This is a genomic window from Pseudomonas sp., assembly GCF_035512415.1.
Lineage (GTDB): Bacteria > Pseudomonadota > Gammaproteobacteria > Pseudomonadales > Pseudomonadaceae > Aquipseudomonas.
Window position 1 is genome coordinate 378526 of the sequence record NZ_DATKDZ010000013.1, and the last position, 14794, is coordinate 393319.

The window sequence follows — 14794 nt, forward strand, 5'->3', positions numbered from 1 at the left end:
GCACTGTATTGGTGCGTGCTTGCTGCTTCAAGGCTATCGGCGTTGCGGCGCGATGGCGCAACTCAGATAAAGGGAATCAGCGGAATATCTTTCTTTTCCGGCGGCTTGTCCTTGAGTGGGCATTCCGGGCGTACGCCGTAGTCGTCTTTCTTGCACGGATTGACCATGCGCTTCTGCGCCAGGGAAATGCGCAGCAGGTGGAAGGGCTGGCTGGGGGTGCGTTCGATGATGCGGCCCTGCTGGTCGATGATTTCCACCGCCAGTTGATGAGTGCCGCGGTCGATATTCTCCAGGGGGAAGACCGGGCTGCGTCCGGCCTGGCCCACTTCGTTGCCGTCCAGCAGCAGGCGATAGCTGTGCCCGGGAAACAGTGCCGGTTCGCTGCTGACACTGACAATCAGGTTGCCGGCATTGTCGCGCACGGTGGCATCCGGCTGCGGTACCAGAATTCGTAGCACCTGATAGCGCTGGGCCGGTTGCGTATCGCTGGCCGGGGCGCTGGGTGCTGGGGGCGTGACGAGCGCCGGCATCGAGTTACCCGGGTTCAGTTCGATACGCTGGGCGTCGCCCGACTTGGGTTTGTCGGTAAAGACCCGATTACCCTCGGCATCTATATAGGTGTAGACCTGAGCCACGGCGGGCAGGCCGAGCAGCAGCAGGCAGCAGAGCAGCAGTGCGCGCATGGTCAGGGGGTCGCCTTGGGTTTGGCTGGCGGTGGTGGTGGGCGCAGGGCCGGGCTGCTGGTGTTGACCCGTTGCACGGTGAACTCGACCGGCTCGCTCTGCTGGATCGACTGCTCGCCGCTAAGTACCTCCACGGCCAGGCTGTGCTCGCCGCGGTCGACATTGGTCAGCTGCAGCATTGGGACATTGCTCGCCTGGCCATAGGGCTGGCCGTCGAGCAGCAGGCGCAGGCGGTGGCCGGCGGCCAGGCGCGGTTCGATCTGGATGCTGACACTGAAGGTGCCGTTGTTGGCGCGCATGGCGTCGTCGCTGGGCAGGCCGGTCACCTGCAGCAGGCTATAGGGCGCTGCTGCGGCCTCGCTGGCGCTGCTGTCGGCCGGCGGCAGGCTGGGCACCTGCATATTTACGCTGTTGGTCTGTGGCAGTTGCACGCTCTCCGCAGCCTGGCCTTCCGGCGGCTGATCGGTGAACACGGTATTACCCTTGGCGTCGGTGTATTTGTAGATCTGCGCGCTGGCCGGCAGGGCCAGGCCGAGTAACAGGCAGATGAGCAGAGGGCGCATGGCCGAACTCTCCTGGTGGGGGTGTGCTAAGACTTGCACCGGCTGCGCGCGCTGGCAAGGGTGCTGATGGCCGGGCGTGCGCCAGTGCAGCAAAGGCCGGGATAAAAGGTCGTCTCGGATCGCCGGAGGTGGGGCGGCAAAACGCAAAAAGGCCACCCGAAGGTGGCCTCTTGTGTTGCGTGCGGGATTAGACGCTGTAGTACAGGTCGTATTCCAGCGGGTGTACGAAGGTGCGTACTTTGATTTCTTCTTCGGACTTCAGCTCGATGTAGGCATCGATAAAGTCGTCGGAGAACACGCCGCCCTTGGTCAGGAACGCGCGGCCCTTGTCCAGCTCTTCCAGGGCTTCTTTCAGGCTGCCGCATACCTGCGGGATCAGCTTGCCTTCTTCCGGTGGCAGGTCGTACAGGTTCTTGTCGGCCGCATCGCCAGGGTGGATCTTGTTCTGGATGCCGTCCAGGCCAGCCATCAGCAGAGCAGCGAAGGCCAGGTAAGGGTTGGCAGCCGGATCCGGGAAGCGCGCTTCGATGCGGCGGGCTTTCGGGCTGGAAACGTACGGGATACGGATCGAAGCCGAACGGTTACGTGCCGAGTAGGCCAGCATCACTGGCGCTTCGAAACCTGGGACCAGACGCTTGTAGGAGTTGGTCGACGGGTTGGTGAAGCCGTTCAGTGCTTTACCGTGCTTGATGATGCCGCCGATGAAGTACAGGGCGGTATCGGACAGGCCGGCATAGCCTTCGCCAGCGAAGGTGTTCTTGCCATCTTTGCTGATGGACAGGTGTACGTGCATACCCGAGCCGTTGTCGCCGTACAGTGGCTTAGGCATAAAGGTCGCGGTTTTGCCGTAGGCGTCGGCCACGTTGTGTACGCAGTACTTCAGGGTCTGAACTTCGTCAGCCTTGGCGACCAGGGTGTTGAACTTCACACCGATTTCGTTCTGGCCGGCAGTCGCCACTTCGTGGTGGTGAACTTCGATGACCAGGCCCATTTCTTCCATGGCATTACACATGGCAGTACGGATTTCGTGGTCGTGGTCGCATGGCGGAACCGGGAAGTAACCGCCTTTGACGGCTGGGCGGTGGCCCTTGTTGCCGCCTTCGACGTCCTGGTCGGTCATCCAGGAACCCTGTTCGGAGTAGATCTTGAACATGGAGCCGGAGATGTCGGACTTGAACTTCACTTCGTCGAAGATAAAGAACTCAGGCTCCGGGCCGACGAATACGGTGTCGCCGATGCCGGTAGTTTTCAGGAACTCTTCAGCGCGCTTGGCGATCGAGCGCGGGTCGCGGTCGTAGCCCTGCATGGTGCTCGGCTCAACGATGTCGCAGACCAGAATCAGGGTCGGCTCTTCGGTGAACGGGTCGAGAACGGCAGTGTCGTCAACCGGCATCAGGATCATGTCGGAGGCTTCGATGCCTTTCCAACCATGAATGGAGGAGCCGTCAAACATTTTGCCGTGCTCGAAGAATTCGTCGTCCAGGGCGTCGCGTGCCGGCATGGTCACGTGGTGCTGTTTGCCCTTGGTGTCGGTGAAGCGCAGGTCAACCCACTTCACGTCGTGTTCTTTAATCAGTTGAATCGACTTCGACATGCTGTCCTCCAGATGGCCAAGGCTCGGAATGGTGAGCCCTCAATAGTACGGTGCAGCCCGGCGGCATAGTCCTCCAGGGCAACCTGCCTCACAAGGGAGCAAATTGCATGCCAGTGCACAGGAATGGGTGCACGCCCTGAAACTCAGGGTTGGCGGGGGCTGCAACTGTGCAGAAAGAAAATATTTGCACTGTCATGGTGCGCCATATTTGCCTTGCGCTCTTAAATGGTGCGGAAAATTAAGTGTTGCAGGTTTTTGATCAAAGCTTGAGCAATTTCCGCTATAATCCGCGCCCCTGTTTTTTCGCGGCCTCGGCACTCACTGTTTTCATGAAACTGATCGTTAAAGTCTTCCCGGAAATCACCATTAAAAGTCGGCCGGTGCGTAAGCACTTTATCCGGCAGCTGGCGAAGAACATTCGTTCGGTTTTGCGTGAGCTCGATCCGCAGGTGCTGGTCAGTGGCGTGTGGGACAACCTGGAAGTCGAAACCCAGGTCAGTGAGCCGAAGACCCTGCAGGCGATGATTGAGCGCCTGCGCTGCACGCCGGGTATCACCCATTTCCTCCAGGTCGATGAATATCCCCTGGCCGATTTCGACGATGTACTGGAAAAATGCAAGCTGCACTTCGCCGAGCAGCTGCCGGGCAAGGTCTTCGCCGTGCGCTGCAAGCGCGCCGGCAAGCACGCCTTCAGTTCCATGGATATCGAGCGCTATGTTGGCAGCCAGTTGCGCCAGCAGTGCGGCGCGGCCGGGATCGACCTGAAGCAGCCGCAAGTCGAAGTGCGCATGGAAATCCGCGACCAGCGTCTGTTCGTTATTCATAACCAGCACGAAGGCCTGGGCGGTTATCCGCTGGGCTCGCTGGAGCAGACCCTGGTGCTGATGAGCGGCGGTTTCGACTCCACCGTGGCGGCCTATCAGATGATGCGCCGCGGTCTGGTCACCCACTTCTGCTTCTTCAACCTCGGCGGCCGTGCCCACGAGCTGGGCGTGATGGAAGTGGCGCATTACCTCTGGCAGAAGTTCGGCAGCTCCCAGCGCGTGCTGTTTATCAGCGTGCCGTTCGAGGAAGTGCTCGGCGAGATTCTCGCCAAGGTCGACAACAGCCAGATGGGCGTGATCCTCAAGCGCATGATGCTGCGCGCCTCCACGCGCATGGCCGAGCAGCTGCAGATCAATGCCCTGGTCACCGGCGAGGCGATTTCCCAGGTGTCCAGCCAGACTCTGCCCAACCTCTCGGTGATCGACTCGGCCACCGATATGCTGGTGCTGCGCCCACTGATCGCCAGCCACAAGCAGGACATCATCAACACCGCCAACCAGATCGGCACCGCCGAGTTTGCCAAGCATATGCCCGAGTATTGCGGCGTGATCTCGGTGAACCCGACCACCCGGGCGAAGAAGGACCGCATCGAATACGAGGAGCGCCAGTTCGATATGGCGATCCTCGAGCGCGCCCTGGAGCGTGCGACCCTGCTGCCAATCGACAAGGTGATCGACGAGCTGGGCAAGGACGTCAAGGTCGAGGAAGTCAGCGAAGCCCTGGCCAGTCATGTCATCATCGACATCCGTCACCCGGATAACGCCGAAGAGCAGCCACTCGAGCTGCCCGGTATCGAAGTGCAAACGCTGCCGTTCTATGCCCTGAACAGCCGCTTCAAAGAGCTGGATGCCAATCGCCAATACCTGCTGTATTGCGATAAAGGCGTGATGAGCCGTTTGCATGCCCACCATCTGCTCAGCGAGGGGCATGCCAATGTGCGCGTTTATCGTCCGGCATAAGACGCCCGGGTTGAATGGCGGAAGCATTCGCCATCGCCCTCCCGACCCACAGGCGGCGTAACAGCCACAGCGCTCGTACGCCGCCTGGCAGAAATCGCAATTAGTTAATACTCGCCGCCTAGAATAAGCGGCACACCGAATCCTCTGATCGAGATACACAAGTGATCGAAAATCTACGCAACATCGCCATCATTGCCCACGTTGACCATGGTAAGACCACCCTGGTAGACAAACTCCTGCGTCAGTCCGGCACCCTTGAGCGCGGCGAGCTCAACGACGAGCGCGTGATGGACAGCAACGACCAGGAAAAAGAGCGCGGCATTACCATTCTCGCGAAGAACACCGCGATCAACTGGAACGGCTACCACATCAACATCGTCGACACCCCCGGCCACGCCGACTTCGGCGGTGAAGTTGAGCGCGTGATGTCGATGGTTGACTCCGTACTGCTGCTGGTCGACGCCCAAGACGGCCCGATGCCGCAAACCCGCTTCGTGACCAAGAAGGCCTTCGAAGCCGGCCTGCGTCCGATCGTGGTGATCAACAAGGTCGACCGTCCTGGCGCGCGTCCGGACTGGGTTCTGGACCAGATCTTCGACCTGTTCGACAACCTCGGTGCCACCGAAGAGCAGCTGGACTTCAAAGTCGTCTACGCCTCGGCCCTGAACGGCATTGCCGGTCTGGACCACACCGAGATGGCCGAAGACATGACCCCGCTGTATCAGTCGATTGTCGACAACGTGCCGTCGCCCAAGGTTGATATCGAAGGCCCGTTCCAGATGCAGATCTCGGCACTGGACTACAACAGCTTCCTCGGCATTATCGGCGTTGGCCGTATCGCCCGTGGTCGCGTCAAGCCGAACACCCCGGTGATCGCCATCGACGCCGACGGCAAGAAGCGCAACGGTCGTATCCTCAAGCTGATGGGTCACCACGGCCTGCACCGCATCGACGTTGAAGAAGCCACCGCTGGTGACATCGTTTGCGTCAGCGGTATGGACTCGCTGTTCATCTCCGACACCCTGTGCGACATCAACTGTGTTGAAGCGATGAAGCCGCTGACCGTCGACGAGCCGACCGTATCCATGACCTTCCAGGTCAACGATTCGCCGTTCTGCGGTAAAGAAGGCAAGTTCGTTACCAGCCGCAACATCAAAGAGCGTCTGGACAAAGAGCTGCTGTACAACGTGGCCCTGCGTGTTGAAGAGGGCGACTCGGCCGACCGTTTCAAAGTGTCGGGCCGTGGCGAGCTGCACCTCTCGGTACTGATCGAAACCATGCGTCGCGAAGGCTTCGAAATGGGTGTGGGTCGTCCGGAAGTAATCATCCGTACGGTCAACGGCGTGAAGCAGGAACCCTTCGAAAACGTCACCATCGACACCCCGGAAGAATCCCAGGGCAAGGTCATGGAAGAGATGGGCCTGCGTAAAGGCGACCTGACCAACATGGTGCCGGATGGCAAAGGCCGTGTGCGTCTGGAATACAACATCCCTGCTCGTGGTCTGATCGGTTTCCGTAACCAGTTCCTGACCCTGACCAACGGTGCTGGCATCCTGACCTCGATCTTCGATCGCTACGACACCATGAAGTCCGGCGACATGTCCGGCCGTCAGAACGGTGTTCTGGTATCGGTAGAAACCGGCAAGGCGCTGACCTACTCCCTGGAAACCCTGCAGGCGCGTGGCAAGCTGTTCGTTGAACACGGTCAAGAGATCTACAACGGTCAGATCGTTGGTCTGAACAGCCGTGACAACGACATGGGCGTTAACCCAACCAAAGGCAAGAAGCTCGACAACATGCGCGCTTCCGGCAAGGACGAAACCATCGCCCTGGTTCCACCGGTGAAATTCACCCTGGAGCAGGCCCTGGAATTCATCCAGGACGACGAGCTGTGCGAAGTTACGCCCAAATCGATCCGTCTGCGTAAGAAGATCCTCGACGAAGGCGAGCGCACCCGCGCTGCCAAGAAAGCCAAGAACTGATCCCAGTTCTAGCTAACTAAAAAGCCCCCGCCGGCGCGAGCCTGCGGGGGCTTTTTTGTGGCTGGACAGTCCTGGGGGGAGTTATCTGGGCATTGCCGAGCCTTGTCCTTCGAGGCGCTATGGCATCTTGCCACCCAGGGTCTAGGCTTCAGTCAGCCTGAGCGTTGCCGTTCCGGGCGCTGAGCGGGGCTGGAGGGTGCTTGAGTTTGGCGGTGCGTGGGGCTGCGCAAGCTATCAGCGCCGGCGTTGGCTCAGGCGGGTGGCACGATGCCGGATAACCGGCATCGGTGCGTCATAACGCTGAGGTGCGCGAGATGAATGGTTGCCATGTTGGTGGGCGGCGCTGGGTGGGATTTTTCGCAGGGCTTGGCGTAGCGTTGCTCACCGCCAGTAGCCAGGCGCTGGACTTCAATAATTCGGAGTCGGCGGGCAATGCGAGCATCGACAACGAAAATGACACCCTCACCTTCAATGACCAAAGCGACGCCGGCACTGCCACTGTTGATAACAACACAGGCACCGTGATCTTCAACGATCAGAGCACGGCGGCGAATGCCAATATCGTCAATATCGACGATGCCACCACCGAGTTTTACGATCAGAGCAGCGCAGGCAGCGCCACCCTGGTCAACGAGTTGGATGGCAGCACCGAGTTCTATGGCAGCAGCAGCGCCAGCGACGCGACCATCCTGACCGAGGATGGCGGCAGTACCGAGTTCAACGGCAACAGCACGGGGGGCAATGCCCGGCTGATAGCCAACGACAGCGGTTTTGTGGACTTCTCCGGCAGCACCGGGCCGAATGGCGATAACCGCCTATCGGTGGGCTCCATCGAGGGTAGCGGCAACTTCTTTTTGGGCTCGGTGCTGCTGAGCGTCGGCTCCAACAATCTTTCCACCGAAATGTCTGGGCAGTTCAGCGATGGTACGGGTGCTGCCCTGACCAAAGTGGGCACCGGCATCCTGACCCTGAGCGGCGACAGCAGCGATGTTTTCAATGCCGCGATTAGCATTGAAGGTGGGCTAATCAACTTCAATAGCGCGGGCAGTTTTGGTGATGGGGCCATCACCCTCAATGGGGGCGGCCTGCAATGGGCGACGGGCACCACGACCGATATTTCCGGCCGTTTAAGTGCCCTGGGTGACGCCGGCGGTCTTTTCGATACCAACGGCAACGACGTGACCCTGTCGTCTGCGCTCAGCGGTACCGGCGCATTGAGCAAGCTTGGGGCTGGCCTGCTGCTGTTGGACGCGGCCAACAGCTACAGCGGCGGCACTGTGGTCGAGGCCGGCATCCTGCGCCAGGGTGTGGCCGGCGGGTTGGTCAGCAATACGGCCTATACCCTGAACGGCGGCACCCTGGATCTAAACGGCTTTGACCTGAGCATGGCCTCCCTAGCCGGCACTGGCGGCACCCTAAGCCTGGGCAGTGCCCAGCTGACCCTGGATCAGGCCGGCGCTACGACTTTTGCCGGCAGTCTGAACGGCAGCGGCGGTCTGACTAAACAGGGCGCCGGCACCCTGATTCTGAGCGGGATCAATAGCTACAGCGGCGGCACCGTAGTGGACGCCGGCATTCTGCGCCAGGGCGTGGCTGGTGGGCTGGTCAGCAATACGGCCTATACCCTGAACGGCGGCACCCTGGATCTGAACGGCTTTGACCTGAGCATGGCTTCCCTGGCCGGCACTGGCGGCACCCTAAGCCTGGGCAGCGCCCAGCTGACCCTGGATCAGGCCGGCGCTACGACCTTCGCCGGCAGCCTGAGCGGCACAGGCGGCCTGACCAAGCAGGGTGCCGGTACCCTGGCCCTAAGCGGGGTCAACACATACAGCGGCGGCACTGTGGTAGACGCCGGCATTCTGCGCCAAGGCGTGGCCGGCGGGTTGGTCAGCAATACGGCCTATACCCTGAACGGCGGCACCCTGGATCTAAACGGCTTTGACCTGAGCATGGCTTCCCTGGCCGGCACTGGCGGCACCCTAAGCCTGGGCAGCGCGCAGTTAACTCTGAACCAGGCCGGCGCTACGACTTTTGCCGGTAGCCTGAGCGGCACCGGCGGCCTGACCAAGCAGGGCACCGGTACCCTGATTCTGAGCGGGGTCAACACATACAGCGGCGGCGCTGTGGTAGACGCCGGCATCCTGCGCCAGGGTGTGGCTGGCGGGTTGGTCAGCAATACGGCCTATACCCTGAATGGCGGCAGCCTGGACCTAAATGATTTCGATCTGAGCATGGCTTCCTTGGCCGGCACTGGCGGCACCCTAAGCCTGGGCAGCGCGCAGTTAACTCTGAACCAGGCCGGCTCTACGACTTTTGCCGGCAGCCTGAGCGGCACCGGCGGCCTGACCAAGCAGGGCACCGGCACCCTGGTTCTGAGCGGGGTCAACAGCTACAGCGGCGGCACCGTAGTGGACGCCGGCATTCTGCGTCAGGGTGTGGCCGGCGGGTTGGTCAGCGGCACGGCTTTTACCCTGAACGGCGGCACCTTGGATCTGAACGGTTTCGATCTGAGCATGTCCTCCCTGGCCGGCACTGGCGGCACCCTAAGCCTGGGCAGCGCGCAGTTAACTCTGAACCAGGCCGGCGCTACGACCTTCGCCGGTAGCCTGAGCGGCACAGGCGGCCTGACCAAGCAGGGCACCGGTACCCTGATTCTGAGCGGGGTCAACACATACAGCGGCGGCACTGTGGTAGACGCCGGTATTCTGCGCCAAGGCGTGGCCGGCGGGTTGGTCAGCAATACGGCCTATACCCTGAATGGCGGCAGCCTGGACCTAAATGATTTCGATCTGAGCATGTCTGCCCTCAGCGGTAGCGGTGCTTTGAGTCTGGGCAGCGCTCAGTTGACCCTGGATCTGGCCAGCGATGGCAGCTATGCGGGCAGCATCAGCGGTAGCGGTGGCCTGACCAAGAGCGGGGTCGGCATCCTCAATCTCACGGGTGACAGCACCTACAGCGACACCACTACGGTCAGTGGTGGCACCTTGCTGGTCAATGGCTCGCTGCTGTCGTCGGTACTGGTGGGCAGTGGCGCGACCCTGGGTGGTGGTGGCAGCGTCGGCGATGTCACGGTGGATGCTGGCGGCATACTGGCCCCGGGCAACTCCATCGGTACCCTGTTTGTCATCGGTGATCTGAGTTTTGACAGCGCCTCGATCTACCAGGTGGAGGTGGATGCCGCCGGCAACACCGACAATATCATCGTCAGTGGCCAGGCGAGCCTGGCGGGCACCGTCGAAGTGCTGGCCAGCAGCGGCGAGTATGGCCTGGGCACGACCTACAGCATCCTGAGTAGCGGCAGCCCGCTGATCAGTCAGTTCGATGCGGTCACCAGCAACCTGGCCTTTCTCGATCCCAGCCTGAGCTACAGCAGCAACGAGGTATTTCTCACCCTGCTGCGCAATGACATCACCTTCGCCGACCTGGCCCTGACGCCCAATCAGCGCGCTTTTGCCAGCTCGACGAGCAGCCTGCCGCTAAACGACGAGGTGTTTCGTACCCTGATCAACCTGAGCACCAGCCAGGTGCCCGCTGCCTATGAAAGCCTGTCCGGCGATGCCCATGCCAGTTTCGTTTCGGCCTTGCTGCTGGACGATCTGGGTGTGCCTTGGATGCCACTGGATAACCTGCACAATAATCTCAGTTCGCCGGACCAAGCTCTGCCGTTCTGGGTGCAGGTGCAGACCGGTCATCAGCGCAGCAGCGATGACGGCAATGCCGGTTTGGTGATACTGGATCACGATGGCTTGCTGATGGGCACCGATTGGCCGATTTTCGGCGGTTGGCGCATGGGTATTGCCTTGGGCTATGGCGACCAGCAGCTGGGCGTGAGCTCCCGCGATTCCAAGGCTGTTACCGACACCTATCGCTCCGCCGCCTATCTGGGTAACCAACTGCCTCTGCCCGGCGGCAAGCTGAAGTTCTCCGCGGGGGCCACCTACAGCCAGCACCAGATGGATGGTCAGCGCAGCGTCGACTTGGTCGATGGCCTGGAGCGTCTGGCCAGCAGCTATAACGTCGGCATTGCTCAGGGCTTCAGTGAGCTGTCCTTTCGCACGCTGGAAAGCGAGCAGGGCTACTTCGAGCCATTCGCCCGTGTGGTGAGCATCGACCAGCGCAGCGAGGGCTTCCGCGAAAGCGGTGGCAGCGCCGCGCTTTCGGCGGCCAGCCAGGTCAACCAGCTGCTCAGTTCGACCATGGGGATGCGCGGGCAGCAGAAGTATCGGTTGCTTGAGCGTGAGCTGATCGTCAATGGCTCGCTCGCCTGGCGCCAGTTGCAGGGCGACTTGCGGCCCGAGATGGAGCTGAGCCTCGCTGAGGGGCAGACGTTCAGGGTGCAGGGCACCCGCTTGCCGAGCAGCAGCCTGCTACTGGATCTGCATGCCGATTACGTCCTGGCTCCAGGCGTGGGCCTGGATGTCCGCTACAAGGGTATGAGCGGTTTCGGCAGCGAGGGCAACGCGTTCTCGGTCAGTGTGCGCTGGCGTATGTAGCAACAAACCCGGTGCGTGGCAGATCTGAGGCAGATTGTTAGCCCATAAGCCCCTGCAGCAGATCGGCCAGGCGCCCGGCCAGCTTGCGCCGCCAGGGCGCGCTATGGGGGTTGGCCAGTACCCGGTCCTCATGGGCGAAGCTGCGGATGATGGCGTTGTAGCCAAGCCAGCGCAGCGGTTCCGGCTCCCAGCGCGGCAGCCGGCTGATCGCCTGGCCATCGAGCACCCAGGGCTGGCCGGTCAGTTCGCTGGAGCGGCCGAGGATCAGGTCGGCCAGGGTGCGCCCGCCGAGGTTGCTGGCACCCACCCCTTCGCCGCCGTAACCGCCGGACAGGGCGATGCCGTTTTTGCGGTCCACCAGCATATGCGGGCGAAAGCGCCGGGCCATGCCCAGGTTGCCGCCCCAGGCGTGAGTGATGCGCACGTCCTTGAGCTGCGGAAAGAGTTCGCCGAACAGGTAGCGGCGCAGGCCGCGTTCGTCTTCGCTGAGGTTGAAGTCGGTACGCAGCTGGCCGCCGAAGCGGTAGCCGCCGCGGGCACCGAACACCAGGCGGTTGTCGGCGCTGCGCTGGCCGTAGGTGACCTGGCGGCTGTTCTCGCTAAAGGCCTGGCCGCGTTCCAGGCCGATATCGGCCCAGACCTCGGCGGGCAGCGGTTCGGTGGCCACCAGCAGGCTCTGCACCGGTAATTGATGGTTGCCCAGGGGCGGCAGGCTGGCGGCGTAGCCTTCCACGGCCGGGACTATCCAGTCGGCCCGCACGCTGCCGCTGGCGGTGCGCACCTGGCCGGGCTTCCAGTCGATCACCCGGCTCTGCTCATAGAGTTCGACGCCCATGGCCGCCACGCAACGGGCCAGGCCGCGCACCAGTTTGGCCGGCTGCAGGGTGGCGCAGTGGCTGGCGTGGATCGCCCCGTAGGCATTGGCCAGCCTGAGTTGCTGGCTCAGTTCGTCGGCGCTTAGCCAGCGGTAAGCGTCCTCGCCCAGCCCCAGGGCGCGCAGCTCGGCCAGATGCTGTTGCAGGCTGGTCAGCTGCTCGGGGTAGCGCGCGGCGCAATACAGCACGCCGCCCTTGCGGTAATCGCAGGCGATGCCTTCGTGGGCCAGCACGCTGGCGACTTCATCGGGAATCCCGTGCAGCAGCGTATAGGCGCTCTGGCGTGCGGCGCTGGGCAGGTCGGCAAGCAGGCGATCCTCGCCCAGCAGGTTGCCCATCAGCCAGCCGCCATTGCGCCCGGAGGCACCGAAGCCTGCAATCTCGCCTTCGAGGATAACGATGCGCAGCTGCGGGGCCTGGCGCTTGAGGTAATAGGCGGTCCACAGGCCTGTGTAGCCCGCGCCGATAATCGCCACATCGGCGTGCAGGTCTTCGCTCAGCGCGGGGCGGGCGGTCAGCGGTTCGTCCAGCTGGTCCATCCACAGGCTAAGACTGCGCCATGGGCTCATGGTTTCTCTCCGGCAGGGGCGGCGGCGTCGGCCGCTGGTTGCGCAGAGTGCCCGATGGCGCGGAGCCGCTCAATCCCCGCAGGCTTTAGTCCTGGGTGACGGGCAGATGCAGGCTGCGCTTGAGCCGGCGCATGCCCAGCCACACTGCGGTCACGCACAGCGGCACGGCAATGCCGGTGGCCAGGGCGCTGCTTTCGATCAGGCCGAGAGCCTTGGCCGATTCCGCCAGGTATTTGCACAGGCCCACCAGGTAATAGCTGATGGCGGCCACCGACAGGCCTTCCACCGTCTGTTGCAGGCGCAGTTGCAGGTGGCTGCGCTTGTCCATGGCCTGCATCAGCTGCTGGTTCTGGGTTTCGATGGTCAGGTCGATACGGGTGCGCAGCAGCTCGCTGGCCCTGTCGATGCGCCGCGCCAAGTCGTCGAGGTCCTGTTCGGCGGCCTCGCTGGTGCGCCAGGCCGGGGTCAGGCGGCGCTGGAGGAATTCGCTGAAGGTCTGCAGGCCGGGACATTCCTGTTCGCGCAACTCGCCCAGGCGATTGATGATCAACTCGTAATAGGCGCGGCTGGCGGAGAAGCGGAAGTTGTGCGCGGCGATCAGCTGCTCGACCCGGGCCGCCAGGCTGCCCAGCTCGCCGAGCAGGCGGCGTTCGTCGCCGAGGTCGCCAATCTGGTTGATCTGCTGGATGGCAGCGGCCAGTTGCTGCTCCATTTCCTTGATCTGCGGGGCGATGGCCTTGGCCTGGGGCAGGGCCAGAAGCAGCATCATGCGGTAGGTTTCCATCTCCAGCAGGGTGCGCACCAGGCGCCCGCTCTGGCAGGGATTGAGGCCGCGGTTGTGGATCAGCAGGCGGCCGCTGCCATCGCTGTGGATGCGGTAGGCGCTCCACAGGCGCGCCTGGCCGTCGCTGACGCTGGAGCTGATCAGGCGCTGGCCTTCGAAGTGCGCACGCATCTCGTCCGGGCTCGGCTGCACCTCCGGAGCGGCGATGATTTCCAGGTGGTTGTAGCTGAGCAGTTGCCCGGGCAGCTGCTGCAGCCAGTGTTCCGGCAGCAGGGCCAGGGCATCCTGGCTGAACGGCTCACCTTGCACCTGCTTGCTGACCAGGGTGTAGGTGGAGAATTCGGTATGGCGTTCCCAGCGCAGTTCGAAGCCGCCGAAGTCCTGGTAATAGCAGGAGGAGTGCGCCGCCGGCGGCAGCACGGCATGGCGTTCGCACAGGCGCAGCAGGTGCTGGTATTCGGCATCCGCCTGCTGGGTGTCGGGCAGCAGCACCAGTTGCGCCAGACGCGAAGGCGTCGACAGGACCGGAAAGGGTCGGGTGTGCAACTCGTTGAACAGGGCCTCGCGCTCCGGGTGGAAGCGCAGGCCATGCTGGCTGCGGGGCGTATGCAATTGGGGCGAATTCATGCGCGGCTATCTTGTGCGGCTGGCCTGGCCGGCCAGTCTAGCGAGAGTTGCGTCGGTCTTGTATGTGTCGCATTGCCGCGAGGCAGTTGTGTTGTAGGGCTCGCGAGCTAGAGCGAGACAAGGCAAAAACAGTCGAGGAAGCGGAGTTTACGCCTGTAAATGAGCATTCCGAGGCTGTTTTTAACGCAGTATCGCCGACGCGCAGCAGGCCCTAATCAGACCTTTGGTTTGTAGGCGCAATAGCCTGGCCGAGGCCCGATCTTGGGGTGGTTGCGGCAGGTGTCCGGGCGCTTGTCGTAGATGGTGCACAGGCGGGTCTTGCGGTCCAGGTAATAGCAGTCGTTGTTGCTCATGCGGGTCAGGGTGAATATCCCCGACTTCTGGTGGAAGCGCTCCACCAGACCGTCCTTCTGCAGCCGCTTGGCAATGTTCTTGGCCGGCTCGCTGCGCTCGAATTCGTCCACCACGCCGATGCGGATCAGGTCGTTCAGGCGCACCTCCACCGGCAGGGTGCAGCAGCTGGACATGCAGCTGTGGCACATATCGGCGGTGTATTTGGCCCAGGTGTCCAGGCGGTCGAGTTCGGCGGCGGCGATCAGGTTGTTTTTCATCGGGGGCAGGCGTGCGTCGGTTAGGCGGCGGGCGATGATAGCGAGCCTGGCGCATTTGTGAATGACTATCTGCCGGCTGGTCATATTCTGTGCGGCGGGCGTGGGGTGGCTGCTATCTATAGTGGGCACTCTACGGGCGCGCCATTGCGGCGCAACGCTGAAAATGGCTCCCGGCAATTTCTTGCTGTGCTGTGATGCGTGCGGCATTCGTCTCTCTGGGTATGCGCGG

Annotated in this window: 9 protein-coding genes; 3 read left to right on the forward strand and 6 right to left on the reverse strand. The window is 62.4% G+C overall.

All coding sequences use genetic code 11. The features are described 5' to 3' along the window. Positions 1-62: 62 nt before the first annotated feature. From VMP31_RS07335 to glnA, 3 genes are all read right to left on the reverse strand, one after another. Positions 63-683, reverse strand: coding sequence for a DUF4124 domain-containing protein (locus tag VMP31_RS07335; protein ID WP_325505570.1), 621 nt, complete (start codon positions 681-683; stop codon positions 63-65). A 2-nt stretch (positions 684-685) separates the two neighbouring features. Continuing rightward, positions 686-1246, reverse strand: coding sequence for a DUF4124 domain-containing protein (locus VMP31_RS07340; RefSeq protein WP_325505572.1), 561 nt, complete (start codon positions 1244-1246; stop codon positions 686-688). A 187-nt stretch (positions 1247-1433) separates the two neighbouring features. Continuing rightward, positions 1434-2840, reverse strand: a complete 1407-nt coding sequence (gene glnA, locus VMP31_RS07345) for a glutamate--ammonia ligase (protein ID WP_325505574.1) — start codon at positions 2838-2840, stop codon at positions 1434-1436. Positions 2841-3169: 329 nt separating this feature from the next. Between glnA and thiI the strand changes: the two genes are divergently transcribed. The 3 genes from thiI to VMP31_RS07360 all read left to right on the forward strand — a co-directional run bounded on the left by thiI (position 3170) and on the right by VMP31_RS07360 (position 11099). Further along, entirely contained in the window at positions 3170-4624 is a 1455-nt protein-coding gene (gene thiI / locus VMP31_RS07350; protein WP_325505575.1) for a tRNA uracil 4-sulfurtransferase ThiI, read from the forward strand. Between the two features lie 161 nt (positions 4625-4785). Next, positions 4786-6606: a translational GTPase TypA gene (gene typA, locus VMP31_RS07355; protein WP_325505577.1), complete on the forward strand. Its 1821-nt coding sequence runs from the start codon at positions 4786-4788 to the stop codon at positions 6604-6606. 314 nt (positions 6607-6920) lie between these two features. Then, a complete protein-coding gene (locus VMP31_RS07360) occupies positions 6921-11099 on the forward strand; it encodes an autotransporter outer membrane beta-barrel domain-containing protein (protein ID WP_325505579.1) in 4179 nt (1392 codons plus the stop codon). A gap of 37 nt (positions 11100-11136) precedes the next feature. Here VMP31_RS07360 and VMP31_RS07365 read toward each other — a convergent pair whose 3' ends face one another. The 3 genes from VMP31_RS07365 to VMP31_RS07375 all read right to left on the reverse strand — a co-directional run bounded on the left by VMP31_RS07365 (position 11137) and on the right by VMP31_RS07375 (position 14565). Then, positions 11137-12543, reverse strand: coding sequence for an FAD-binding oxidoreductase (locus tag VMP31_RS07365; protein WP_325505581.1), 1407 nt, complete (start codon positions 12541-12543; stop codon positions 11137-11139). 85 nt (positions 12544-12628) lie between these two features. Continuing rightward, entirely contained in the window at positions 12629-13954 is a 1326-nt protein-coding gene (locus VMP31_RS07370) for a DUF3422 domain-containing protein (protein ID WP_325505583.1), read from the reverse strand. Between the two features lie 215 nt (positions 13955-14169). Further along, a complete protein-coding gene (locus tag VMP31_RS07375) occupies positions 14170-14565 on the reverse strand; it encodes a YkgJ family cysteine cluster protein (protein ID WP_325505585.1) in 396 nt (131 codons plus the stop codon). Positions 14566-14794: the final 229 nt, after the last annotated feature.